This is a genomic window from Rathayibacter rathayi (genome assembly GCF_004011095.1).
Taxonomy (GTDB): domain Bacteria; phylum Actinomycetota; class Actinomycetes; order Actinomycetales; family Microbacteriaceae; genus Rathayibacter; species Rathayibacter rathayi.
In genome coordinates, this window is sequence record NZ_CP028129.1 from 3,021,689 (window position 1) to 3,046,280 (window position 24,592).

The window sequence follows — 24,592 nt, forward strand, 5'->3', positions numbered from 1 at the left end:
GTCACCTCCCGCAGGACACCTGTGCCCGCGGACCCCTCGGATCGATCGAAGGAGATCACTTCCATGCCCGCACGCCGCTTCACCCGCAGCCGACTCACCCGCACCGCCAGACTCGGCTCGGCCGGCATCGCCTTCGGCGCCGTCGCGCTGATGCTCACCGGCTGCATCTCGAATGCCCCCGTCGAGACCGGCACTGCCGCAGGCGGCACCGCCGCGGCCGCCGCCGCCTCCGACAACGACGCCTCCGGCGACACCGTCGTCATCGGATTCACCGCTCCCGCCGCCGACCACGGCTGGATGGGCGCGGTCAGCCGCGCCGCCATCGCCGAGGCCGAGAAATACGACGACGTGGAGCTGCGCACGGCGGAAGGCACCAACGACGTCAACCTCCAGATCAGTCAGGTCGAGACCTTCATCAATGACGGCGTCGACGCGATCGTGCTGCTGCCGATCGACGGAGCGGCGCTCACCCAGGTCGCCACCCAGGCGATGGAGGCGGGCATCACCGTCATCAACGTGGACCGCGAGTTCTCGAGCCCCTTCGCCGCTCGCTCGACGATCCTCGGCGACAACTACGGCATGGGCGTCAGCGCCGGCACCTACATCTGCGAGCAGCTGGGCGACAACCCCGGCGCCGTCGTCGCGGAGATCGCCGGCATCGACTCCCTCCCGCTGACCCAGGAGCGCAGCCAGGGCTTCTCGGACGCGCTCGAGGGCTGCGGGCTGGACGTCGACAACCGCGTCGCCGCGGACTTCACCGTCCAGGGCGGAGAGCAGGCGGCGGCCAACCTCCTCCAGGCAGCGCCGAAGATCGACGCGATCTGGAACCACGACGACGACCAGGGTGTGGGCGTGCTCGCGGCGATCGACACGGCCGGACGCGACGAGTTCCTCTTCGTCGGCGGCGCCGGCTCGGCCAACGTGATGCGCTCGATCGAGGCCGACGACTCCGTGGTCAAGGCGACGGTCGTCTACCCCTCGACGCAGGCCGCGGACGGCATCAAGCTCGCCCGCCTGGTCGAGCAGAACAAGTCGATGGCCGACACCAGCTCGCTCGGCGTTCCCCGCCAGATCCAGCTCTTCGCACCGGTCGTCACAAAGGACAACGTCTCGGAGTACCTCCCGTCGGCCTTCGAGTCCTGACCCCACCAGCCCGGCTCGGCGCGGGAACCATCCCGTGCGGGCCCCCACCTCGGCGCCGCCCGGATCACTGACGATCCGGCCACCGCGTCATCGGCATCCGCGAGAGGGGGAGTGCACGACGCCGGCCCACGGGCCGGACAGGAGGAGACCGGATCCGCATCGTCGTGCGGACAGCAACGGACCCGGCCTCTGCGATGAACACCTCACTGAAGGAATCACATCACGCATGAATGGTAAGCGACCCTCGAGAAAAAGCATCAGGCGTTTTCTCGCACTCGGCATCGCCGGGTTGGTGACGGTCTCCGGACTCACCGCCCTCGGCCTGCCCGCCTCGGCCCACGATGGAGTGGACCACGGCTCCGAGCCGGGCGCGGAGTCCGCGCTCGACTGGAGCAATTACGAGAAGGTCCTGCTGACGAAGAACGTCGGCGAGCCCCTCGACCTCGCCGTCCTCCCGGACAAGTCGGTCCTGCACACCGCTCGGAACGGCGAGATCCGCCATACCGATCCGAAGACCGGCACTACGCGCGTCGTGGCCACGATCCCCGTCTACCAGAACTCCGAAGACGGGCTGCAATCGGTGGGCATCGACCCCGACTTCGCCGAGAACCAGTGGATCTACCTGGTCTACGCACCGCCCGGGAACACGCCGACCGGCGCGGCCCCGAACATGCTGCCCGAAGGCGCCGACGACAGCTACTGGGACCAGTGGAAGGGCGCGAACCGCCTCTCCCGGTTTAAATGGACCGGCTCGGGCCTGGACCTGGCGAGCGAGCAGAAAATCATCGAGGTCGAGACCCAGCGCGGGCAGTGCTGCCACGTCGGTGCCGACTTCGACTGGGACGCTGACGGCAACCTGTACCTCTCGACCGGAGACAACACTCCGGCGAGCGCGCCAGGTGCCGCGGGTTTCGCGCCGAACAACGACGCGCCCCGGATGAACCCGGGCTTCGACTCCCGTCGCGGCGCCGGCAACACGAACGACCTCCGCGGCAAGATCCTCCGGATCACGGTGCAGGAGGACGGGTCGTACACGATTCCCGACGGCAACCTCTTCCCGGTGGGAACCGAGAAGACCCGCCCCGAGATCTTCGTGATGGGTGTCCGTAACCCGTTCAAGATCGACGTGGACGCCGAGACGAACACCCTCTCCTGGGGCGACTACGGCCCCGACGCCACGAAGGCCGCTGCGGCCGACGGCATCCGCGGCCCGATGGGTCTCGTCGAGTGGAACGCCACGGGACTGGACCAGCCGCACAACTCCGGCTGGCCCTATGTCCACGGACCCAACGCGCCGTACAACGAGTGGAACTTCGAGACGTCGACGCCCCGCGGCTTCTTCGACCCGGAGAACCTGAAGAACAACTCGCGCTGGAACACCGGCCTCGTCGACATCCCGGATGCCAAGCCGGCGACCGTCTACTACGGCGACAACCCGGGCGACCAGCCGTTCGACGAGCTCGTCAACTTCGGTACCGGCACCGGCCAGGGCCCGATGGGTGGACCGGTCTACCACTTCGACGAGGCCACCACCTCGACGTCGAAGTTCCCGGCCTACTGGGACAAGAAGACCTTCTTCGGCGAGTTCTCGCAGGACTACATCGCGGCGTTCACGCTGGATGAGAAGCGCGCGGTCACGCACATCGAGGACTTCCTCCCCAACGCGGCGCTCAGCCAGGCCGCGCAGCCGATCCACGACAACCCGATGGACATGGAGTTCGGCCCTGACGGGTCGATGTACGTGCTCGAGTACGGCGACGGATTCTTCCGCGCCAACCCCGACGCGGGCCTCTACCGGATCGACTACGCCGAGGGCAACAAGGCCCCGCAGGCGCGCTTCACGGCGACTCCGCTGTCGGCGTCCCAGACGCCGCTCGAGGTCAGCTTCGACGCCACGGGATCGACCGACCCCGAGGGTGACACGCTCACCTACGACTGGGACTTCGACGGCGACGGCACCTTCGACGCCACGGGAGTCACGGCCACGAAGACCTACACCGAGCTCGGACAGTTCACGGCCCGACTGCGCGTCACCGACGCCAAGGGCACGTTCAGCCTGACCTCGCGGGTCATCTCGGTCGGCAACCAGGCGCCGCAGATCCAGATCCAGACGCCCGGCAACGGCTCGTTCTTCTCGTGGGGTGACGCGATCCCCTACCGGGTGACCGGCACGGACGCGGAGGACGGTAACCAGATCGTCAGCAGCCGCGTGGGCTGGACCTACGGCCTCGGCCACGACGAGCACGCCCACCCCGAGGTCACCGGCACCGGCGCCACGGGAGCGTTCCCCACGTCGAAGGACTCGCCCGAGCACGGCCCCGGCGCGCTGCTGTACGGCACCGTCGTCGTGACCTACACGGACGCCGGCTTCAACGGACTGCCCCCGGCCGCGGCAGAGGCGACGCTGCGGCTGAACCCGAAGACGCAGGAGGCGGAGCACGCCGCCCGCGAGGGTGTCCTGCCCTACGCGGACACCACCGCCAGCGGCGGCAACGCGGTCAGCGGACTCGGTGCGGGATCCTTCCTGCGCTGGGACCCGGTGAACCTGGCGAACCTGACCGGAGTCGTGGTCCGCGCCACCGGTGAGGGCACCGTCGACCTCCGCTGGAACGCCGCCGACGCGGCTCCCTTCGGAACCGCCACCATCCCCGCCGGAGCCGGCTGGCAGGACGTCCTCGTCCCGTTCGCCGCCGCTCCCCAGGGCACCGGGTCGCTCTACGTGACCTCGCCCAGCGGCCTGTCGCTCGACTCCCTGACCTTCCAGGGCGCCGGAGCCGGCGATAAGACGGCCCCGACCGTCACGGCGACGCTCGACCCCGCTGCTCCCACCGGAGTCGGCGGCGTCTACAACACGCCCGTGACGCTCGGCCTCGCCGCCACCGACAACGGAGCGCTCTCCACCGTCCAGTACTCCGCCGACAACGGCGCGACGTGGACCACGGTCCGCGCCGCCAACGGCGCGTACACGGTTCCGTTCACCACGAACGGCGCCCGGACGATCCAGTACCGCGCCACCGACACGGGCGGCAACGTCTCGACCGTCGGCACGGTGTCGTTCACGATCGACCTGGCCGCGGCGAACGCCCCGACCGTCGCGTCGACCACCACCGTGGCGCTCTCGGCTCCCCGCGTGACCTTCGGGGCACCCGGAGAGGCGAGCGTTACCGTCACCGGTGAGGGCGGAACACCCGGCGGAGAGGTCGTCCTGTACGAGGGCGACACCGAGCTGGGACGCTCCGCGCTGAAGGACGGCACGGCGACCTTCGCCCTGCCGCAGACCCTCGGCGCCGGCACGCACACCCTCCGAGTCGCCTACGGCGCCGACGACACCTTCACGGCGTCGGAGGGCACCGCCCGTCTGATCGTCTCGAAGGCCGCCTCGGTGCTCACCGCGACCGTTTCGCCGAACCCGGTCAAGCCCGGCGCCAGCGCGCAGGTCTCGATCAGCGCGGAGTCCGCCACCGGCGTCGCCGGCACGGGCGAGGTGACGGTGATGGTGAAGAGGAACCTCTCCACCGTCGCGATGCTCACGGGCACCCTCGACGAGAACGGGGACGTCGTCGTGACGCTGCCCAAGCTCGCCGCGGGCAGCTACAAGCTCACCGTCACCCACACCGCTACGGCGAACACGACGGCCGCGTCCACTCTGCTGAACCTCACCGTCCAGCAGTAGCGACCGTGCAGGGGCCGGCCCGACCGGGCCGGCCCCACCTCCCGAACCACCTGCCATTTCGAAGGAGAAATGATGCACCACCACCACGCATCCATCACAGCCAAGCCGATGAGCCGACGCTCGCTGATGACGGCCCTGGCCGCATCGACGGTCGCGGTCGGCGTCGGAGCGGGAGCCCTCGCGGCGCCCGCCGGGGCCGCACCCGCGCCCTCGTCCGGATCCACGCGCCTGGTCCCGATCAACCGCATCGGCATCCAGCTCTACAGCGTCCGCGATAAGGTCTCGTCCCTTGGCTTCCGGGCCGTCTTCGAGGAACTCGGCCGCATCGGCTACAGCGAGATCGAATTCGCCGGGTACACCCAGGGCACCGTCGGAGCGATCACCCCGCAGCAGATCCGCCAGCTGCTCGACGACAACGGCCTGCGCGCCGTCGGCTCGCACGTCGGCACGAACCTCCTCCGCTCGGAGCTGGGCAAGCAGATCGAGATCGCGCAGATCCTCGGCACGCCGCACCTCGGCACCGGCAACGCGCCCACCACCGTCACCACCAAGGCGGGCTACCTCGCCGCGGCGGAGGAGTGGAACCGCTGGGGCCAGCAGGTCTCGGCCGCGGGCATGAAGCTCTACCAGCACAACCACGCGGGCGAGTTCGCCTTTGCCTCGGACGACCCGGCGACCCGCCTGTACGACCTGTTCTACGACAACACCGACCCGCGCCAGGTGTACCTCGAGATGGACGTCTACTGGGCGTACGTCGGCAAGAAGCTCTACCCGGGCTTCGAGCCGCTCGACTACATCACGCGCAACCCGCGCCGCTACCCGATCCTGCACCTCAAGGACGGCAAGACGAACAACGCCAACACCAACGGCTACGACATCGTCGAGTTCGGTGCGGGCAACCTGCCCTACCAGGCGTTCCTCTCGGAGCTGCGCGACCGCGGCCAGCGCTTCGGCGTCTGGGAGCAGGACACCGCTCCCACCCTGGCGACGCCGCCGAGCACCGGGAACTCCCTCGAGGCCGCTTCCCGCAGCTACTCCGCGATCGCAGCGCTCCGTGGCTGAGCGCAGGCCGCGCCGCGCGCGCCGCACCGACAGCACCACCACCAGCACGACGCGCACGAGCGCACCGAGGAGAATCCCCATGAAGTGGAAGACGCCCACGGCGGTCCTCGCGGCCGCATCCCTCGCGATGGTCGCTGCACCGTCCGCCTTCGCGGCGACGACGGACTGCAGCACCGAGCTGGGGAACCAGACGATCACCGGCGACCTCAACGTCGCCGCCGGGGACACCTGCGTCCTCGGCGGCGTGACCGTCACCGGCACCGTGACCGTCGGTGACGACGCCTGGCTGGACGCCACCTCGGCGACCATCGGCGGCGACGTCATCGGCACCGACGCCTACGGCATCTCGATCGACGGCACCAGCATCGGCGGAGACGTCGTGTCGTTCTCGGAGGGGAGCCGCAACGGCTTCCTCTACCTGCGCGACCTCACGGTCGGCGGGATGGTCGAGGCCGGCGGCATCGACGTCGAGTTCAGCGACCTCTCGGTCGCGGGTGGAGTGAGCACCGCGGCGGCGAACTACGTCGACGTGGACCGTACGAGTGTGGGCGGCGACGCAGTCTTCGCGGACAGCGACTTCGGCGTGAGCGTCCACGGCGCGATCGTCGGCGGCTCGCTCTCGGTCACCGGCTCCTCGCGCGGCGTGCTCCTGGGCGCCGAGGCGGACGGCTCGTCCAGCACGCTGGGCAACACCGTCGGCGGCGATGTGACGCTGTCGGGCAACTCCGGCAACGTCCAGCTCGCGGGCTCGACGGTCGGCGGACGCATCGTCCTTGCTGGCAACGCTCCGGCGGTCAACTTCGGAGCGGGCAACTCCGCCTCCGCTGTCTCCGGCGACTTCACGGGAACCGCGGCGGGCGCTGCGGCCGAGGGCGACCAGTCCGTGGCCGTCATCGTCCCCGAGGCCCGCGAGGGCGAGCTGACCTGGACGCTCGAGGGCACCAGCAACCTGGTGAACCTCGGTGTCGCCGAGGAGAAAGGCGACCACTTCGCCGCCTCCGGTGAGCTCGTGCCGGTCCGCGTGACCGACTCGCGCCTCAACGGGCCGGCCTGGTCGGTGTCCGGGCAGCTGAGCGACTTCCGCGCAGGCAGCCAGACCGTCTCGGGCAAGTACCTCGGCTGGGCCCCCGAGGTCCTGGAGAACGACGGTGGTGCCGTCGCCGGCGCTTCCGTTCCCTCCGGCTTCGACTCGGGGGAGGGCCTCGCTACCGCCCGCGTCCTCGGCTCGGCCGCGGCCGAGCACCCGACCGGATCCTCGGTCCTCGGCGCCGACCTCGACCTGAAGCTCCCGCTCTCGGTCGGAACCGGCACCTACACCGCGACGCTGACGCTCACCGCGCTCGGCTAGCCCCGTGGGGCGGCCCCCGTGGCCGCCCCGCCCCCCTCCCCCTCCCCCTCCCCCTCCCCCTCCCCCTCCCCCTCCCCCCACCCCTCGTCTCCCGCGAGATGCCACTTATGACGCCCGCGCTCGGCGCGTCGCCGTCATAAGTGGCATCTCGCGGGGGGGGTATCCGCACTGCAAGGGAAGCCTGATTGATGCCACGCACCTCCCGCACCACCGCCGCCCTGCTGCTCGTGACGCTCCTCGCGGCCGGCCAGGCGGATGCTCAGGAGGCGGACGCCGCCGTCACCTGGGGCGTGCGCCCCGCCGATACCGAGCAGGGGAGCGAGCGACCGAACTACGCCTACGCCCTCGACCCGGGCGGGCAGCTGAGCGACGCGCTGATCGTGTCGAACTACGACGACGAGCCGCAGACCTTCCGCGTCTACGGGGCCGACGGCTTCATCACCGAAGCGGGTCAGCTCGACCTACTGCCCGCCGCGAAGCCCTCGACCCAACTGGGCAGCTGGATCTCGTTCGAAGCGCCCGAGGTCACCGTCCCCGCAGGCGAGAGCGTGCAGGTGCCGTTCGAGCTCGTCGTCCCCGACGACGTCACACCCGGCGACTACGCCGCGGGTGTCGTCTCCTCGATCCTGGTGGAGGGCGAGACCGGAGTGTCGGTCGACCGGCGCCTGGGCTCCCGGATGTACCTGCGTGTCGGCGGCGACCTCGTTCCGCGCCTGTCGATCGACGGCCTCGCGGTCTCGTACGACGGCGGTTGGAATCCCTTCGCCCCCGGCTCAGCGACCGTCGACTACACCGTGACCAACGCGGGCAATACCCGCATCGCTCCGGGCGCCGAGATCAGCGTCGCCGGCCTCCTCGGCCTCGCGCCGGTGTCCGCGACTGATCCGGAGCCGCTGCCGGAGTTGCTGCCCGGCACGTCCGTCTCGCGGACGCTGACCGTGGCCGGCGTCTGGCCGCTCTTCGTCGCGACCGCCCGAGCCGCGCTCTCGGGCACCGTCGTCACCGCCGACCAGGCGGCTCAGGCCGACTCCGCCGTCGTCATTCCGAATGTGCCGGTCGCCACGGCCGAGTCCACCGCCGCGGCCATGCCGTGGAGCGCGCTGCTCCTGCTCGCCCTGCTGATCGGGCTCGTCGTGCTGACTGTGGTGCGCCGCCGCCGCCGGGCCGCCGGGGAGCAGGCGCGGATCGACGCCGCCGTGGCCGCCGCTCTGAGCGCCCAGCCCGAGGCGGCCGACCGTGCGGAGGTTGGCTCCTGACCGGGTGCGGCCGGTGCGATTCGCAGGGGATCGCGCCGTCGGGGCCCGTTTCTGCCCGTCGCGCCGTCCGTGCATGCCGGATCCCCTGCGAATCGCACGGGCCCCTGCGAATCACACCGGCTCCTGCAGAGCGCACGCCGGCGCTAGCCGCCCGCCCGCCCCTCCGCGCGCAGCTGCTCGAGGAAGCCGTCGACCACGGCGGGGCTGAGCAGGTGCCCGCGCAGCATCAGCGCCGCGCCGCGCACGCCTCCGCTGCCGCCGAGCTCGGCGGTCACCAGGTCGAGCCGCTGGGTCGCAAGCGGGAGCGAGCGCTCGTCGATCACCGAGCGCACGGCCGCGAGGATCTCCGGGCTGGCCAGGGCGACCGATCCGCCCAGCACGATGACGGAGGGGTTCAGCAGGCTCACGCAGGTGGCCAGCACTTCGCCGAGCTGGAGCCCCGCGATCCGCGCCGCCTCGACCGCGTCGGGGTCGCGCGCCGTGAGCAGGTCGATCAGGTCACGCACCGACTGCACGTCTCGTCCCGCCCGGGCCAGCCCGGCGGCCAGGGCGGAACCGCCGGCGACCGCCTCGAGGTCCCCCTCCTGACCACCGGCCGCGGCCGGAGCCGTGCGCGGGACCTGCACATGGCCGAGGTCGCCGGCCGAGCCGAGAGCGCCGCGCTGCAGCCGGCCCGACGAGACGATGCCCGCACCGATACCGGTGCCGACCTTCACGAACATCAGGTCGAGGGCGTGCGGGAAGCGCGAGGCCCGCTCGCCGAGCGCCAGCAGGTTCACGTCGTTGTCGACCAGGACGGTGGTGTCGAAACGCCGACGCACGAAGGCGGGGATGTCGAAGCCGTCCCAGCCGGGCATGATCGGCGGGCGTACCGGGCGGCCGCTGGCGTGCTCGACGGGTCCAGGCACACCGACTCCGATGCCCGCGAGTACGGAGCGCTCGACGCCGGCTCCGGCGAGGAGGTCCCCGCAGACGTCGAGCGCGTGCCCGAGCACCGCCTCCGGACCCTGCGCGATGTCGAGCTCCTCGCGGCGCTCGGCGATGACGCGCCCGTCGAAGTCGGTCAGCGCGATGGTCGAGTGCGCCGCACCCAGGTCGATGGCCAGGAGCGAGCGCACGGCCGGGTCGAAGACGAGGCGGGCGGAGGGGCGTCCGCCGGTCGAGGGCGCGCGATCGAGGTGGGCGATCAGCCCCAGCTCGAAGAACAGCTCCAGCCGCGTCATCACTGCGGTCCTCGCCAGGCCGGTCTCCTCCACCAGCTCGGCGCGAGTGCGCGGCCGACCGTCGGCGAACAGCCTCAGCAGGTCGCCGGTCGCGGTACCCGCGCGCTCAGCCACGCTCAGCTCCTTCGCTCGGCCCGGCTGGCGGGTTCGGGGGACGGCACACCTGAGGAAACCAGTCACCGCACGGTCGCGCAATCTCGGCGCGCCCCCTGTGCGGGTTGTGCGCGAGACGGTCGGTCGCAGGCGCGCCGCGCGTCGCGCCGAGGCCCCTCCCCACTCCGACCGCCGGGATGCGCGGCGAGGATCGTCGCCCCGCCCGGCGTTCCGACCCCTTCCGCCCCGCCGGCCCGTTCCGGCCCACCAGCCCTTCCCGACAGGAGAGAACGATGACCTCGTCCGATACCACCAGCACAGGTGCCCCCCGATCGGGCCAGCGCATCGGCCTCTGGCTGATCGGGGCCCGGGGCAGTGTCGCCACCACGGCCGTCGTGGGCCTGCACGCCCTCGCCGCAGGCACCGCGCCCAGCTCGGGCTGCGCCACCACGACCCCCGCCTTCGAGGACGTCCCGCTCGCGGGCTTTGCCGACATCGTCGTCGGCGGCCACGACGTCGCGCCGACCCCGCTGCTCGAGAAGGCGATGGGCCTCGCGGCCGGCGGCATGTTCCCGGCCTCAGTGGTCGCGGAGGTCGCCGAGCGAATCGACGCGACCGACGCCGAGATCCGCCTCGCTCCCACCGACGCGGCCTCGCAGCAGGAGGAGATCGACCGGCGCGCCGCCGACATCGTCGCCTTCCGCGAGCGCCACGGCCTCGCGCGGGTCGTTGTGATCGACGTCGCCTCGACCGAGGTCCTGCCCGCCGACCGCCCCGAGTTCCACGACCTCGCCGCCCTGCGCGCCGCCCTCGCGCGTCCGGGTGAGCGCCTGCTGCCGCCGAGCTCGATCGCCGCCCTCTCGGCCGTCGTCGCGGGCGCGGCCTACGCCTGTTTCACTCCGTCGACCGCGCTGGCCCCGCCGGCGCTGGAGGAATGGGCGGCCGAGGCCGGAGTCCCGATCGCCGGTCAGGACGGCAAGACCGGGGAGACCCTGCTGCGCAGCGTGCTCGCGCCGATGTTCACGGCGCGTGGAATGCGTGTGCTCTCGTGGGCGGGCGCGAATCTGCTCGGCGGCGGCGACGGGCAGACCCTCGCCGACCCGGAGGCGGTGCGCTCGAAGCTCGTCTCGAAGAACCGCGGACTCCGCAGCCTGCTGGGCGACGACGTCGTCACTCCGCTGCACATCGACAACGTGCCGGACCTCGGCGACGTCAAGACGGCCTGGGACCACGCGCACGCCGAGGGCTTCCTCGGCTCGCGGATCACCGTGCAGACCATCTGGTCGGCGTACGACTCCGCCCTCGCCGCCCCGCTGATCCTCGACCTCGCCCGCCTGCTGGCGCTCGCGGACGAGGCCGGAGTCTCGGGCCCGGTCGGCGAGCTGGGCTTCTTCTTCAAGGACCCGTGGGGGAGCGACGTGCACGGCTTCGCCGAGCAGACCGCGGAGCTGGTGGCCTGGGCTGCCCGCACCGGCGTGCTCGTCGCCAAGCGCCGCACGCCGGTAAGCAGCAGGACGCGGGGCGATGGCTGAGCTGCGCGACTATCTCGAGTTGGTCCGCGCGAAGGCAGCGCTGACCGTGATCGGCGACACCGTCGCGGGCGGAGCCTGGGCGGGCCGCGGAGTCGGGGCGCGCATCCTCGCGCTCCCGCTGTCCTCGGCGCTGCTCTACTCGGCGGGGATGGCGCTCAACGACTCTGCGGACGCCGAGCTCGATGCCCAGGAGCGGCCCGAACGGCCGATCCCGTCGGGGCGGATCCGGCGCTCGGCGGCGCTGGGCACGGCGGCCACCCTGACCGTAGCGGGGATCGCGGTCGCGGCTGTGGTGGACGGACGGCGCTCGCTCGCGCTCGCGCTGCCGCTCGCGGCCGGGATCTGGTCGTACGATCTGCTCGCGAAGCCGACTCCGCTGGGTCCGCTCGTGATGGCGGCCTGCCGCGGACTCGACGTGCTGCTCGGCGCGGGCGTCGACGGCGTGCGCGCGGCGGCCCCTGCCTCCGCCGCCGTCGCCGCCCACACGCTGGGCGTCACCGTGCTCTCGCGCGGCGAGGTGCACGGCACCACCCCGGTCGCGGCGGGAGCGGCGGCGGTCGGGACCGCGACGATCGCGCTGTCCACCGTGGTGGGCGCCCTCGCCGAGTGCCGGGCCGCCCCGGCGGTGGTGGTCGCCGCGGGCCTGGGTCGCTGGCTCCTGCTCGTGCTCACCGCGCAGCTGCATGCGGTCAGGAGGCCGACGGCCGCGGCCGCGCGCACGGCCACCCGCGCGGGCATCACCGGGATGATCTCGCTGCAGGCCGCGCTGGCCGGACTGAAGCGGCCGGAGCTGGGTGTCGCGCTCCTCGCGCTCGACGCGCTCGGCTCCCTCCTGCTCCGCCGCCCACGGAAGGGGGACATCACATGAGCGGCCTAGTCCTCGGCTACGGCACCAACGGCTTCGCCGACCACACTCTCGAGGACGCGCTGACCGTGATCCACGCCGCCGGCTACCGCGCCGTCGCGCTTACCCTCGGGTATCCGCACCTGGATCCGTTCGCTGCCGACTGCCGCGAGCAGACCCTCGCGTTGCGGGCGCGGCTCGAGGCGCTGGACCTGCGTGTCGTGATCGAGACCGGCGCCCGCTATCTGCTCGATCCCTTCACGAAGCACCGCCCCACGCTGGTCGATGAGGAGGCGGAACCCCGGCTGCGGTTCTTGGAGCGCGCCATCGAGATCGCCGCGCTGCTGGGTGCCGACGCAGTCTCGCTCTGGTCGGGCGTCGTGCCCGCGGGCGGCGACCGGGCCGCGGCCTGGCGTCTCCTGGTCGAGCGGATGCGCGGAGTCGTCGCTGCGGCCGAGCGCCACGGCGTACGGCTGGCGTTCGAGCCCGAGCCGGGGATGCTGGTCGAGACGGTCGCCGACGCGCTGCTTCTGCGCCGCGAACTCGGCGATCCGGAGTCGTTCGGGCTGACGGTCGACCTCGGGCACTGCGTCGTGGTCGAGCCCGAGGGCGTGGTCGGCGCCCTCCGCAGCGCCGCCGGCCTGCTGCTCAACGTGCAGGTCGACGACACGCGTGCGCAGCGGCACGAGCACCTCGAGCTCGGCACCGGCTCGCTCGACCTCGCGGCCGCCTTCGCGACCCTCGCCGAGATCGGCTATCGGGGGATCGCCGCCGTCGAGCTGCCCCGGCACTCGCACGACGCGCCCCGCCTGGCACTCGCGAGCCTCGCCGCGATGCAGGAGGCGCTCGGCGGCGCCTCGGCGCGCGTCGAGCACCCGTGGACCACGGCCACCCGCGCCGCGGTCCTGGAGCGCCCGTCGCGGATCGAACGGTTCTTCCCCGCGGCGGGGCGCGAAGCTGGACGCGAGCCGCTCCGGCCCGCCGAGGATCCGCACGGCCTCGTCCACGGCACGCACGACGACGCGGCCCGCGCCGCCCTGGTGCACGCCGCCGCTCAGGCGCTCGGCGACGACGACCTGGCCGCTCTTCTCCTCCGTCTCTACCGGGGCGGGGACGGCGCCGAGCGCCGGGGAGTGCTGGCCGGGCTGAACGTCCTCGGCGACCCGGGACCGGCGACGACCCTCGCGGGCCTCGAGCTGACTGCCGACGCCCTGCGCGCCAACGACACCCGACTCGTTGCCGCGGCGATGGGCTCCTTCGCCCACCGCCACCTGGACGCGCACGCCTGGCGGCACGGGGTGCTCAAGCTCGTCTTCCTCGGCATCCCGCTCGCAGCGGTCGCCGGGATCCAGGAGCGCAGCGACGCCGAGCTGCGCGCGATGGCCGCTCGCTTCGCCGACGAACGCCGCGCGGCCGGGCGCCCCCTCCCCACCGATCTGGCGGTGCTCTTGCCGAGCTGACCGCCCCCGAACGTCGCCCCGACCGCGGGGCCGCTACCACCGATGAGAAAGGCGCGACGATGCGCATCTTCGACCCGCACATCCACATGACCTCCCGCACCACCGACGACTACCAGGCGATGTTCGACGCCGGCGTCCGCGCGGTCGTTGAACCCTCCTTCTGGCTCGGCCAGCCGCGCACGAACGTCGGCTCGTTCACCGACTACTTCGACGCCCTGATCGGCTGGGAGCGCTTCCGCGCCGCTCAGTTCGGCATCCGCCACCACTGCACCATCGGGCTGAACCCGAAGGAGGCGAACGACCCGCGCTGCCGGGCCGTGCTGCCCGAGCTGGACCGCTACCTCGCCAAGGACGGCGTGGTCGCGGTCGGCGAGACCGGCTACGACTCGCTCACGCCCGAGGAGGACCAGGTCTTCCGCCAGCAGCTCGAGCTCGCCGGCGAGCACGGCCTCCCCGCGATGGTGCACACCCCGCATCGCGACAAGGAGTCGGGCACCCGCCGCACCCTCGAGGTGGTCGCGGACTCGGGGCTCGCGCCCGGTCAGGTGCTGGTCGATCACCTCAATGAGGTGACGGTCGACGCGGTCCGCGACTCCGGCTGCTGGATGGGCTTCTCGATCTACCCCGACACCAAGATGGACGAGACCCGCCTGGTGACACTGGTCGAGCGGATCGGGCTGGACCGCGTGCTGGTCAACTCCGCCGCCGACTGGGGCCGCTCCGATCCGCTCACGACCGCGAAGACCGGCCGCCTGCTGCTGGTGGCCGGCTTCAGCGCGGCCGACGTGGACCGCCTGCTCTGGCAGAACCCGGTCGAGTTCTACGGGCAGAGCGGACGCCTGGACCTCTCGCCCGTCGCGGGCTTCGACAGGGCCCGGGCCGGCGGGACCTTCGAGGGCAACTCCGTGCTGCGGGGCGCGCCGCGCGTGGCGGAGGTCGTCTGATGCACCTCTCGTACTGCACCAACGTCCACCCCGCCGAGGACCTGGCCGGAGTGGTCCGCCAGCTCGACGTGTACGCCGGGCCCGCGCGCATGGCCGCCGGGCTCGCGCTGGTCGGAGTCGGCCTGTGGATCCCGCGCGATCTCGCGGCCCGCCTGGTCGCCAGCGCCGAGGACCGCGCGGTCCTGCGGGCGGCGCTTCAGCGCAACGGCCTCGAGGTCCGCACGCTGAACGCCTTCCCCTACGCCGCGTTCCATGCCGACGTCGTCAAGCTCGACGTCTACCGGCCCGACTGGACCACCCCGGAGCGCCTGGAGTACACGATCGACTGCGCGCGGATCCTCGCCGACCTGCTGCCGGCGGGCGCCGACGGCAGCATCTCGACGCTGCCGCTGGGCTGGCGGGAGGGCTGGGGCCGGGAGCAGGATGACGCGGCCTGCCGCACCCTCGCCCGTCTCGTCGAGGAGCTGCGCGACCTGCGCCGCTCCACCGGCCACGCGATCCGCCTGGCGATCGAGCCCGAGCCCGGCTGCATCCTCGACACGGTCGACGATGTCGTCGAGTGGCTGCACCCGCGGATCGGAGTGGTGGATCCGGCGTTCGTCGGCGTCTGCCTGGACACCTGCCACCTCGCCGTGTCCTTCGCCGACCCGGCCACCGCCGTCCGCCGCATCCGCGACGCGGGCCTGCGCGTGGTGAAGGTGCAGGCCTCGGCCGCGCTGCACCTGGAGGACCCGGCTCACCGCGCCGCGCTGGCTCCGTTCGTCGAGAAGCGCTACCTGCACCAGACCCGCGAGAACGGGATCGACGGCGTGCTCCGCGTCGACGACCTGCCGGAGGCGCTCGACACGCTCCCCGGCACCGGACCCTGGCGCGTGCACTTCCATGTGCCGCTGCATCACCGGCCCGAGGCGCCGCTCTCGGCGACCACGGCCGTCCTGGCGGAGGCGGTCTCGGCGGTCGATACCGCCTGGCCGTACGACGAGATCCACCTCGACGTCGAGACCTACACCTGGTCGGTACTCGCCGACGCGCCAGCCGACCTCTCCACGGGGATCGGCGCCGAGCTCGCCTGGGCAGCCGAGCACCTGCTCACCCCCGCCTCCCGTGATGCGCTGCTGGCGCCGCTGCTTCCGCAGGCGGTTGCGCTGTGAGGCCCGTGCTGCTGCTCGACGTGGTCGGGCTGACCTCGACGGCCCTCGCCGACATGCCCCGCCTCTCCCGCCTCGCCCGCGGCGGCGGACGCCTCCCGCTGGACACGGTGCTGCCCGCGGTCACCTGCAGCGTGCAGTCCACCATGCTCACCGGGTCGATGCCCGCCCAGCACGGGATCGTCGGCAACGGCTGGTACTTCCGCGACCTCGGCGAGGTGCACCTCTGGCGCCAGCACAATCGCCTGGTCACGGGGGAGAAGGTCTGGGAGACCGCGCGTCGGCGCAGTGGGGAGCCGTACCGCGCGGCGAACGTCGGCTGGTGGTACGCGATGGGGGCGACGACCGACGTCACCGTCACTCCGCGCCCGATCTACCACGCCGACGGCCGTAAGTCACCCGACGCCTACGTGCGCCCGACGGCGTTGCACGACGAGTTGGTGTCGCGCTTCGGCGCTTTTCCGCTGTTCCAGTACTGGGGGCCGACCGCGTCGCTCCGCTCGACCCAGTGGATGGTCGATGCGACCCGGCATGTGCTGGCCGGCGACGGCTCCGGCCCGCCCGAGCTGACCTGCGCCTACCTACCGCACCTCGACTACGACCTCCAGCGCTTCGGGCCGGACTCGCCCGAGGCGCGCCGGGCCGCGACGGAGCTCGACGGGGTGCTCGCTCCACTGCTCGATGACGCGGAGGCGCTGGGCGCCTCGGTGATCGTGGTCGCCGAGTATGGGATCGCCGCTGCGGACACCCCGGTCGACGTGAACCGGGCGCTGCGTCGCGAGGGCCTGCTCGAGGTGTATGTGCAGGACGGCCGGGAGCAGCTCGACCCGTGGACCTCGCGCGCGTTCGCGGTCGCCGACCACCAGGTCGCGCACGTCTACGTGCAGGGTGCGGCCGATCTGCCGCGGGTGCGCTCGCTCCTCGAGGCGCTCGACGGCGTTGATGAGGTGCTCGACCGGGAGGCGCAGGCCCGCTACGGCCTCGACCACGAGCGCTCCGGGGAGTTCGTGGTGGTTGCTCGGCCGGGCGCGTGGTTCACCTACTACTACTGGCTCGACGACGACCGCGCGCCCGATTTCGCGCGCGGTGTCGACATCCACCGCAAGCCCGGGTACGACCCGGCCGAGCTCTTCTTCGACCCGGCCGACCCGCTGGTGAAGGCGAAGGCGGCGGGCAACCTGGCCAAGAAGGCGCTCGGGCTGCGCTACGCGATGAACCTAGTGCCGCTGGACGCGACGCTGGTGCGCGGCACGCACGGGAGGCTGCCGTCCTCGTCGGCCGACACTCCGCTCGTGCTGACCTCAGATGCGGACCTGCTGCCGGCCGGCGCCGCGTCGCTCCCGGCCACCGCGGTGCGCGATCTGGTGCTCGCGGCGCACGGGCCGTCGCTCGCCACGGCCGCGTCGGCGCTCGCCCGCTGACGCTGGCGGCCCGCGCCGCATGTGCGGGCGACCCGCCTGCGGCGGGTGCTCACGACCAGCGAGCGAGTCGGTCCTCGACCATCGGAGCGTTCTTGGCGAGCGCGGTCCGCCAGGTGAGGACGTTGTCGTTCTGGAGCCGGCCGACGACGAGGATCGGGTGGACCTGCAGCCGCTCCGACACGGCCGCGACCCACTCCGCTCCGATCCGGCCCGGAACGGGACCACGACGCCGGTTGACGAGCCGGCGGTAGCAGCTCGACTCGCGACGAGGAGGTCCTCGTCCCGCTCCACGGACTACAGCGAGTCGCCTCACCGCAACCAACCTCCCCGGGCGGTGCAGCTAACGCTTGCTAGCCTTGTCCCCCGATCACTCCCCTCTTGTGCCGACATGCGCATAAAGCGCGGCGCTCATTTCATGACTACGAAAAGCAAAATAAACACAAATACGAAGAGTGTTATTTATAAGGTCTGATCCGCGCGTGTCGCTGTAAAGACATCGACTTCTCGCGCGAGAGAATGGAGGTTCCTACACACCATTCTTGAAGTGAGAAGTCGATGCGCTATGACTCTACTACAGGTTTGAGCTCTGGACAGGTGACGGAGTTGGTGGCTCGGATATTCCAGATCCTGTCCGGGCGTTCCTCGTTGCCGGGACGCTCGGCCCCTGTCAACCCGCCGTTTCCGAAACCGATCGTGACTGCTCGGCGCACCAGCTTTGTCGCTCGACCCGGGGTGAGCGCAGCGCGTTCGGAACGTCGTAGAGCGAAGTCGAGCGCCCAGTCAACGACCTGGGTCGTGAGGGCAGCAGCGCGGCAGCTCGTCGTCGACGGTCAACGCCATCAATGAAGGTGAAAGTGCGGGGTCTCATGCACTGAAGCGGAAAGAAGCGCCACCGGCAGGTCGACCTCGTCGGGGTCGCAACTGCATGACCGCTCACCCAGGGTCTGTGCAGTCATTGGTGCTCCTCGTCGAAAACAGCCTCCTGCGGCTGAATATATCCGTGAGGATCGTTCTTGCGTCATGAGACCCACCCGCCGCGTGGGGCGGCGGCAGGGCACGCGGGCTGGATTCTGACATGGCAGCGAGGCCCGTAGCCTCGAGCCATGTACACGCCGTGGGCTTCCAGCAATGCCGCCCGGTGCTCATCGACGGATGCTACTGGCACGACTGTCCCGAGCGCTTCAAGACGCCGTCGACAAACCGCGACTACTGGGAGGGCAAGATCGGTCGAAACCGACTCCGCGATATCGAGACCACCGAGTTGCTTGAGGAACGAGGATGGCGCGTGGTGCGGTTCTGAGAACACGAAGCTTCCACGTCTATCGCCACGAGCATCGTGGACGTCGCGCGTGACCGACGAGAGGTCACCCCCTGAGGGCAAACAGGCTCTCCGCCCAGTCGTCGGTGATCGTCTGGATCGGTGCGAGCCGGTTGGGAAAGTCTTTATGCCGCGCCATACGTGAGGTGAGCCCGTAACGGAACTCCCATCGTCCAACCGGTGAGAAGAGGCAGGCCGCGACGACGTCAAACCCGTCGACGGGGTAGAAGCGCGAGGCGGGATCTCCCTTGGAGGCCCGGGTCTTCTGAACCTCGACCTTGAAGCTGCCGCTGGCGGAGGTCTTCGGGCTTGCGTTCTTGCACTCGACTCTCCTCACCCTGCCGTCCGAGAGGGTGACGGTGAAGTCGTGCATCGCGTCCACGTCGAGCCGCTCGACGGCGGCGATGTCGGGCGAACTGTCGAGCAGGCGCTCCAGGTGGTATTCGGCGACCCCACCGCGGACGGCGACCGAGAGCCGGTTACGGCCACCGATGATGTCGAGGATCTGCTCGCTGGTGAGTGCGAACTGCTCCTCCAATAGGTGCCGACGTGGCAGCTCGTCGACCGCCGTCTTGCCTGCGAGTGCGACAGCAGCCGAGTAGCGCAGCGGCGGGTCCAAGCGCAGAGAGGTCGCTCGTCGTTCGAGGCGTGCGTAGTCGATGAGCCGGTCGGGGGTGAACGCGACGACTGTCTCCAGGCTGGTGGGGGAGCGGGGCTCGGAGCGTTTCGTTCCTGGCCGGTTGATCTTCTCCCAGACGTGCCAGCCGGACGCTGTGGCCTGTTGGATCTCCGCGTCCTTGGCATAGAAGGAGATGCCCATCGGCAGAGGGTCCCAGAGGTTGGCGTCCAGGCCGAGGATGACGCCGTCGGCGAGGTCGACGCCGAGGATCATGGTCACGTCCACGCCGGCGACATCCCGCCCGACGGGGTGCTCTCGCTTCCAGGACTCCTCGGCGCCGTAGCGGAGCTGTCCGCGGACCTCGTCGTCTGGGCGGTTCTTGATCGAATTCCCGGTGACGCGGAAGGGGTAGATGAGCATCCCGATCCGCTCGTCGGAGTCCAGCTGCACGCCGAGGTAGACCGGCGCGCGGTGTCGGTCGCTCGCGTACAGCACACGGCCGCCGGAGGCACGTACGGCGTCGAGGAGGAACGCATATAAGTCGCTGCGCCCCTGGACGCGGTAGACCTCGCCGAAGGCGCGTCCGGCGAGCGTCTCTTCCTCCACAGAACCCCTTCCGGCTCGGGTTGTCCACCGATGTCCTTGGTCACGGTGGGCATGTCGGTGGCTGTCGGCATACTCGTCTCGACGATACTGGTTGGACACGCACTGCCTGCAGAGGCCGGGCCGTGCGTGCACGGTGAGGAAGAGGTGGCACATGGGCGAGCAGCTTCCGGTGGTGAGTCTGTTCTCCGGAGCAGGGGGGCTCGACCTCGCCGTCGAACGTGCCGACGCCGAACCCCTCGCGGCCGGCGACCCTGGCAGCGGCCTCCTTCGCGTGTCGGTCGCGACGGACTACAACGAGCCCGCGTTGCAGACCTTGAAAGCGAACTTCGACGGCGCCACGACCCTCACCGGCGACATCCGACAGGTCCCCACCGAGCAGATCCTCGCCACCGCAGGGCTGCGGGCAAAGGAGCCGGTGCTGGTCGTTGGCGGCCCCCCGTGCACCCCATTCAGCAAGTCCGGGTTCTGGCTGGAGCAGAAGCGCGAGAGCCGCGACCCCAATGCCTCGCTGCTGGACGAGTACGTCCGTGTCGTGCGGGAGTCGCGCCCAGAGGCGTTCATCCTGGAGAACGTGCAGGGCCTGACGTACAAGACCCACAAGGCTCAGTTTGACCGGCTCCTTAGGGGACTCGGCGAACTCGGCTATAACCCGCAGTGGAAGGTGCTGTTGGCCGCGGACTACGGGGTCCCGCAGCTTCGTCGCCGTGTTTTCGTCGTCGGGCGCCGTGACGGGGAGAAGTTCGAGTTCCCCGAGCCCACCCACTCCGGATGGAGCGAGCACAGCCGTACCGTCGACGCCAGCAAAATCCCGCACATCACCACCTCTCAGGCGTTTGCCGGACTGCCCCGACTCGTGCGCGCGGCCGAAGACGAGATCGTCGACGGCAACTACGGAGAACTTGCCGCGGAGATCCCGCCTGGTCAGAACTACCTGTGGCATACCGAACGCTACGGCGGCCGTAACCACTTCGAATGGCGCAGTCGCTACTGGACCTTCCTGCTCCGCCTCGACCCTAACCGGCCATCCACCACACTCCAGGCTCAGCCCGGCCCGTGGGTTGGCCCGTTCCACTGGGAGAACGTCCGCACCGCCTCTGGCGAAGAACGTGCACGACGCCTCCGCGTCAACGAGATGCTGCGGCTCATGTCCTTCCCCGACGACTTCATGATCGACGGGCCCCGCGCCGACGTTCAGCGCCAGCTCGGCAATGCCGTCCCCCTGGAGCTTGGCAAAGCCGTGGTCCGAACGTTGATGGGTCAGCTCGGCTACCTCGATCGTGAAGCGACCGGCCGGGAACTGATCGTCGCGTGATGTGAAGCGGGCGGCAAGCCCCTGGCGGACGTGAGTCTCGATGACAGCGGGAGCATCCATACATCGTCCTATGCACGTTCGGCAAGAAGACATGTCCGGGCCACGATCGAGTCTTTGGTCCACTCCGCCGCATCGAGAACTCCTCCACTGTCATAGTTGAGTCCATCGCTCTGCAGGATGCGCTTCTTGGACTCGAAGTCTTTGTCGCCGAGCCGTATGTTGAGCGCATCGTTCACGAGGAGAAGGTTCCCGAGGCTTCCAACAACTTCGAAGGGCATTTCGTTGCGCAGCTCCTTCTGGGTGAGGAAGTGCTCAATCGTGAGTCGCTCGACGCTTGTTGTTGGTCCAGCGCTTGTCCCGAATGACCAGAGTGAGAGGCTTATGCAAAATTCGGGTAGGGCTTCACAAAACCCTGGTCAGAGGCCTGTTCGCTGGGCGCGCCAGGGAATTTTGCATAAGCCTCTGAGTCGCGTGCTGAGGTGTGCCCGACGATTGACTGCGCTTGCGTCGCCCGACGCTGAGCAACGCACCGCAAGCAGCGTCGTCCGCACGGCGTGCAGATCGTGTAAAAGGGGAAGGTGGAACCGCACCGGATTGGATTGGCGAAACGGTAGACGCAGTGCAACTGATCGTGAACGCGGCGGCGATCATCGGTGGTGCTGTTGTCTGGAGGCTGTACGTCGAGAACCTGTGCGCTGCGGTCACAGCGAAGGATGCGACTATCGAAACCGTTGAGAAGAGTCGCGATTTACGGAAAGACAAGGCACAGGAGCTGGAAAAGCGTAGTCCCGAGGTCGTTGAGAAGGTGCTCGCCGACCGCATCCAGATCAGAGATGGAGAGATTGCGCGTCTAAAAGCCGACAAGGAGTTCGACGCCATCGCCGTACGCACCTTCGACATCGACAAGGCATAACTGGAGCAGGATCTGTTTCGGACGCAGGGGTTTCGAGCGATGCTCGCACTGGAGGAAGAAAGATAGGAGGACTCAGAGCCCGTCGCCGGCGACGATGAGAGTGAGACTGGTAATTCGTTGCCAAAGATCGAGCTTATTGGCGAGGTGGCCGTTGATAGCGGTCAGCTCATGGTCACTGATCCCAGCTACATCGACGCAGAGTGGAAACGAGAGCCGTTCGCAATCGTAGGGGATATCGAACGCGACGAAGGCGCCCTGTTCAACCACTCATACGATGGCGCGTGTCGCTCGACGCTGAGAGGTGGACACGGTGAACTTGCGTTCGAGAAGGGCCCTGCGGGAGCCGGGGTCGCATTCAGCACGGCCTGGGGTGATGGTAGGTACCTGTACACGCGGAGAAGCACGACGGGCGTATCGTGCGGGTGTACGTCAAGAAATGAGGGCGCGCCGCACGGTCGATCGTTCGAAACGCCGGGCGGCGGAGATCGTCACTCCTCTGAGGATGCTCCTGTTCGGGCGGGCGGTGGCGAACGTCCATCACCGGCAGTGCCGCCCGCGATAATGAGGGAACGCGCTCGATGAGCAAAGCGGGAGCGAAGACTCCCTGAACAAGCGTCCGCGCTGTGACGGTCGCGACCCCACTCGTACTGACCCCGGAAGCGGACCCGCTGCCGCCCGCCGACGGCCCCGCTTCCACTCGCTGAGTGTGCAATTGATCCGTCCCGGACGGCCCGTGCGCGTGCGCGACATGGGCCGTCCGGGACGGATCAATCGGGAGGGCGCGTCAGCTGCGCGGTGCAGCGGGACTACGCCGATAGGTTACGAGCACTCGGACTGCGTGGTGAAGGTGACGTCGTTCTTGCCGTCGCCGTCCGTGTAGCCGACGGCGTCCGTCACATAGCCGGCAGTAGTCAGCAGGGTACTCGCGTAGTAAAGCTTTCCGTCGATGGTGAAGTACTGGTTGCCGACAGGCTTCTCCTTTCCGGTGAGCGTGTCGTACTTCGTCGGCTTGGCTCCTTCGATGCTCCGGTATGCCCCAGAATCTGTCGTGAAGGTGACGTCGTTCTTGCCGTCGCCGTCGGTGTACCCCTTCGCGGCGGTGACCGATCCGATCGTGGTCGTCGAGATCTCAGTGTTCGCGTAGAACAGCTTGCCGTCGCGAGTGAAGTACTGGTTGCCGACCGGAACGTCGGTGCTCAGGAGATTGGTGTACTTCGTCGGGGTTCCGCCGGCGATGCTGAGGTAGGCACCGTCGCTTGTCGTGAAGGTCACGTTGTTGCGACCCGCGCCGTCGGTGTAGGTCGAGTACTGAGTGACGTCGCCCGACGTCTCGGCGAGAGTTCCGGCGTAGTACAGCTTGCCGTTATCCACGAAGTACTGATTGCCGATCGGGGTTTGCGAACCGGTGCGGTTGTCGTATTTCTTGCCAGTGCCGCCCTCGATGCTGAGGTATGCGCCATCCTTCGTCGTGTAGGTGACGTCGTTTCGACCGTCTCCGTCGGTATAGGTGGCGGCGGCCTTGACTCCTGTCGCGATCCTAGTGTTGGCGTAGTAGAGATCGGTGCCGTCGAGGAAGTACTGGTTGCCGATCGGGGTTTCCGAACCGGTGAGCTTGTCGTATTTCTTGGGCGTGCCACCCTCGATGCTGAGGTATGCGCCCGCCTTTGAGTCGGTGACCTTCACCCCTGCGGACGTCGAGGCGGTCCCGGACGTGGCCGACACGGTCCGGGTGCCACTCCCGGCCTGCGCCTTTAGGCCGCTCACTGAGATGTTTCCGTCGGCGTCCGTGGTGAAGCTGCGGGGAGCGGTCGTTCCGTCACTCCAGGTCAATCCTGCTGGCAGCGTGATCGTGATCTTCGTGTTGGGAAGGGGCGCGCCGGACGCGTCCGTCGCCTGGACCACCATCGTCTTCACCGTCGCACAGGCGTCTGCGGTGTAGGGGCCGTTGGTGAACTTCAGGGTGATGGTGTTTGAGGCGGCGGCGGCCGGTGTCGCTGCAGCCATCGCGACGACGGGGATGGTCCAGGCGGCGCCCTTGACGAGAACGCGACGTCCTACGCCGTTCTCATTCGGGATCGACCAGCCATCCGAGAGGATGACTTCTTTGCCACGCGGTTTACGAGGGTTGTTCATGAGTACTCCAGACTTGTGATGATTGGGGTCGTCACATGATCAAGAATCAAACGTCGCTCGAAGGGACAACTTCCGAAATCTCGCAGAATTTGGTAGCAGCGCCTCGCAGAAATCGGTAACATCGTGAATGTTGTGACCGCCCGTTGCACGATGTAGATGTGCGGGACCGCCTCGCGTGCCTGTTCGACCGGGCTACTCTCGGAAGCTGCTCTTGTGGAATTTTCTAGAATTGCTGTAGTGGAGGAGAAGGGTATTTCGCTAGCCGGAGAGGAGGCGGCCGCGTGGATGGCAGATCATCGACGACACGTATCTTCGACAGACACGCTCCGAGTGCACGCGGATCGCGTGCAATTGAGCGACTTAGACATTAGTCGATTTTATCATAATTCACCCGACGTCACGTCTGCAATAGCCGTTGGAAGACATATGCTTATTGTCGTTCTCGACGGAAACATTGATGTCACGCATGGCGACGAGTACTTCGCAGCAAGCAAGGGGGAAGCTTTTGTGTACCCGAAAAGCCTTTCTGTCGTCATGCGAAGCG

20 protein-coding genes are annotated in these 24,592 nt (G+C 69.4%); 14 read left to right on the top strand and 6 right to left on the bottom strand.

Features of this window, described 5'->3' with window-relative positions:
• Positions 1-63 precede the first annotated feature (63 nt).
• The 5 genes from C1O28_RS14575 to C1O28_RS14595 all read left to right on the top strand — a co-directional run bounded on the left by C1O28_RS14575 (position 64) and on the right by C1O28_RS14595 (position 8,482).
• A complete protein-coding gene (locus tag C1O28_RS14575) occupies positions 64-1,143 on the top strand; it encodes a substrate-binding domain-containing protein (RefSeq protein WP_097166895.1) in 1,080 nt (359 codons plus the stop codon).
• Between the two features lie 226 nt (positions 1,144-1,369).
• Entirely contained in the window at positions 1,370-4,816 is a 3,447-nt protein-coding gene (locus tag C1O28_RS14580; protein ID WP_097166896.1) for a PQQ-dependent sugar dehydrogenase, read from the top strand.
• Positions 4,817-4,885: 69 nt separating this feature from the next.
• Complete coding sequence (locus tag C1O28_RS14585) at positions 4,886-5,878, top strand: sugar phosphate isomerase/epimerase family protein (protein ID WP_237398063.1); 993 nt, start codon at positions 4,886-4,888, stop codon at positions 5,876-5,878.
• 79 nt (positions 5,879-5,957) lie between these two features.
• Entirely contained in the window at positions 5,958-7,226 is a 1,269-nt protein-coding gene (locus C1O28_RS14590) for a hypothetical protein (protein WP_097166897.1), read from the top strand.
• 188 nt (positions 7,227-7,414) lie between these two features.
• Positions 7,415-8,482: a hypothetical protein gene (locus C1O28_RS14595; protein WP_097167775.1), complete on the top strand. Its 1,068-nt coding sequence runs from the start codon at positions 7,415-7,417 to the stop codon at positions 8,480-8,482.
• Between the two features lie 143 nt (positions 8,483-8,625).
• On the opposite strand, the gene C1O28_RS14600 is transcribed toward C1O28_RS14595, so the two are convergent.
• Positions 8,626-9,819 (bottom strand): ROK family protein, encoded by a 1,194-nt coding sequence (locus tag C1O28_RS14600; RefSeq protein ID WP_243392108.1) that lies wholly within the window; start codon positions 9,817-9,819, stop codon positions 8,626-8,628.
• A gap of 272 nt (positions 9,820-10,091) precedes the next feature.
• On the opposite strand from C1O28_RS14600, the gene C1O28_RS14605 reads away from it, so the two are divergent.
• From C1O28_RS14605 to C1O28_RS14630, 6 genes are read left to right on the top strand one after another with little or no spacing between them, the layout of a single operon-like run.
• On the top strand, positions 10,092-11,330 hold the full coding sequence (locus tag C1O28_RS14605; RefSeq protein ID WP_097167776.1) for an inositol-3-phosphate synthase: 1,239 nt from the start codon (positions 10,092-10,094) through the stop codon (positions 11,328-11,330).
• Positions 11,323-12,198, top strand: a complete 876-nt coding sequence (locus tag C1O28_RS14610; protein WP_202129516.1) for an SCO3242 family prenyltransferase — start codon at positions 11,323-11,325, stop codon at positions 12,196-12,198. Before C1O28_RS14605 ends, C1O28_RS14610 begins: the two co-directional genes overlap by 8 nt.
• Positions 12,195-13,634: an EboA domain-containing protein gene (locus C1O28_RS15780; RefSeq protein ID WP_097167777.1), complete on the top strand. Its 1,440-nt coding sequence runs from the start codon at positions 12,195-12,197 to the stop codon at positions 13,632-13,634. The genes C1O28_RS14610 and C1O28_RS15780 overlap by 4 nt, the downstream gene beginning before the upstream one ends.
• A 59-nt stretch (positions 13,635-13,693) precedes the next feature.
• On the top strand, positions 13,694-14,578 hold the full coding sequence (locus tag C1O28_RS14620; protein WP_097167778.1) for a TatD family hydrolase: 885 nt from the start codon (positions 13,694-13,696) through the stop codon (positions 14,576-14,578).
• Complete coding sequence (gene eboE / locus C1O28_RS14625; protein WP_097167779.1) at positions 14,578-15,729, top strand: metabolite traffic protein EboE; 1,152 nt, start codon at positions 14,578-14,580, stop codon at positions 15,727-15,729. Before C1O28_RS14620 ends, eboE begins: the two co-directional genes overlap by 1 nt.
• Entirely contained in the window at positions 15,726-17,147 is a 1,422-nt protein-coding gene (locus C1O28_RS14630; protein WP_097167780.1) for an alkaline phosphatase family protein, read from the top strand. The genes eboE and C1O28_RS14630 overlap by 4 nt, the downstream gene beginning before the upstream one ends.
• A gap of 49 nt (positions 17,148-17,196) precedes the next feature.
• Here C1O28_RS14630 and C1O28_RS15885 read toward each other — a convergent pair whose 3' ends face one another.
• Positions 17,197-17,328, bottom strand: coding sequence for a hypothetical protein (locus tag C1O28_RS15885; RefSeq protein ID WP_258058686.1), 132 nt, complete (start codon positions 17,326-17,328; stop codon positions 17,197-17,199).
• 957 nt (positions 17,329-18,285) lie between these two features.
• Here C1O28_RS15885 and C1O28_RS14635 point away from each other — a divergent pair.
• Complete coding sequence (locus C1O28_RS14635; protein ID WP_127821558.1) at positions 18,286-18,447, top strand: PDDEXK family nuclease; 162 nt, start codon at positions 18,286-18,288, stop codon at positions 18,445-18,447.
• 64 nt (positions 18,448-18,511) lie between these two features.
• Here the strand turns inward: C1O28_RS14635 and C1O28_RS14640 are convergent, their stop codons facing one another.
• The gene (locus C1O28_RS14640) at positions 18,512-19,690 is read right to left on the bottom strand and encodes a hypothetical protein (RefSeq protein WP_097167782.1); all 1,179 of its coding nucleotides are present in this window, start codon (positions 19,688-19,690) and stop codon (positions 18,512-18,514) included.
• A gap of 151 nt (positions 19,691-19,841) precedes the next feature.
• Here C1O28_RS14640 and C1O28_RS14645 point away from each other — a divergent pair, with 151 nt between their 5' ends.
• Positions 19,842-21,002 (top strand): DNA cytosine methyltransferase, encoded by a 1,161-nt coding sequence (locus tag C1O28_RS14645; protein ID WP_097167783.1) that lies wholly within the window; start codon positions 19,842-19,844, stop codon positions 21,000-21,002.
• Between the two features lie 68 nt (positions 21,003-21,070).
• On the opposite strand, the gene C1O28_RS14650 is transcribed toward C1O28_RS14645, so the two are convergent.
• Entirely contained in the window at positions 21,071-21,385 is a 315-nt protein-coding gene (locus tag C1O28_RS14650) for an HNH endonuclease family protein (RefSeq protein ID WP_097167784.1), read from the bottom strand.
• Positions 21,386-21,621: 236 nt separating this feature from the next.
• On the opposite strand from C1O28_RS14650, the gene C1O28_RS14655 reads away from it, so the two are divergent.
• The gene (locus tag C1O28_RS14655; RefSeq protein WP_097167785.1) at positions 21,622-21,915 is read left to right on the top strand and encodes a hypothetical protein; all 294 of its coding nucleotides are present in this window, start codon (positions 21,622-21,624) and stop codon (positions 21,913-21,915) included.
• 72 nt (positions 21,916-21,987) lie between these two features.
• Here the strand turns inward: C1O28_RS14655 and C1O28_RS14660 are convergent, their stop codons facing one another.
• Together C1O28_RS14660 and C1O28_RS14665 are read right to left on the bottom strand one after the other, a co-directional pair.
• On the bottom strand, positions 21,988-22,182 hold the full coding sequence (locus C1O28_RS14660; RefSeq protein ID WP_097167786.1) for a hypothetical protein: 195 nt from the start codon (positions 22,180-22,182) through the stop codon (positions 21,988-21,990).
• A 552-nt stretch (positions 22,183-22,734) separates the two neighbouring features.
• Positions 22,735-24,048 (bottom strand): carboxypeptidase-like regulatory domain-containing protein, encoded by a 1,314-nt coding sequence (locus C1O28_RS14665; protein ID WP_097167787.1) that lies wholly within the window; start codon positions 24,046-24,048, stop codon positions 22,735-22,737.
• Between the last annotated feature and the right edge of the window lie 544 nt (positions 24,049-24,592).

What these genes read in the sequence shown, in the direction of transcription:
- C1O28_RS14575 (WP_097166895.1), top strand. Translation starts at nt 64, where the DNA reads ATGCCCGCACGCCGCTTCACCCGCAGCCGACTCACCCGCACCGCCAGA.
- C1O28_RS14580 (WP_097166896.1), top strand. Translation starts at nt 1,370, where the DNA reads ATGAATGGTAAGCGACCCTCGAGAAAAAGCATCAGGCGTTTTCTCGCA.
- C1O28_RS14585 (WP_237398063.1), top strand. Translation starts at nt 4,886, where the DNA reads ATGATGCACCACCACCACGCATCCATCACAGCCAAGCCGATGAGCCGA.
- C1O28_RS14590 (WP_097166897.1), top strand. Translation starts at nt 5,958, where the DNA reads ATGAAGTGGAAGACGCCCACGGCGGTCCTCGCGGCCGCATCCCTCGCG.
- C1O28_RS14595 (WP_097167775.1), top strand. Translation starts at nt 7,415, where the DNA reads ATGCCACGCACCTCCCGCACCACCGCCGCCCTGCTGCTCGTGACGCTC.
- C1O28_RS14605 (WP_097167776.1), top strand. Translation starts at nt 10,092, where the DNA reads ATGACCTCGTCCGATACCACCAGCACAGGTGCCCCCCGATCGGGCCAG.
- C1O28_RS14610 (WP_202129516.1), top strand. Translation starts at nt 11,323, where the DNA reads ATGGCTGAGCTGCGCGACTATCTCGAGTTGGTCCGCGCGAAGGCAGCG.
- C1O28_RS15780 (WP_097167777.1), top strand. Translation starts at nt 12,195, where the DNA reads ATGAGCGGCCTAGTCCTCGGCTACGGCACCAACGGCTTCGCCGACCAC.
- C1O28_RS14620 (WP_097167778.1), top strand. Translation starts at nt 13,694, where the DNA reads ATGCGCATCTTCGACCCGCACATCCACATGACCTCCCGCACCACCGAC.
- eboE (WP_097167779.1), top strand. Translation starts at nt 14,578, where the DNA reads ATGCACCTCTCGTACTGCACCAACGTCCACCCCGCCGAGGACCTGGCC.
- C1O28_RS14645 (WP_097167783.1), top strand. Translation starts at nt 19,842, where the DNA reads ATGGGCGAGCAGCTTCCGGTGGTGAGTCTGTTCTCCGGAGCAGGGGGG.
- C1O28_RS14665 (WP_097167787.1), bottom strand. Translation starts at nt 24,048, where the DNA reads ATGAACAACCCTCGTAAACCGCGTGGCAAAGAAGTCATCCTCTCGGAT.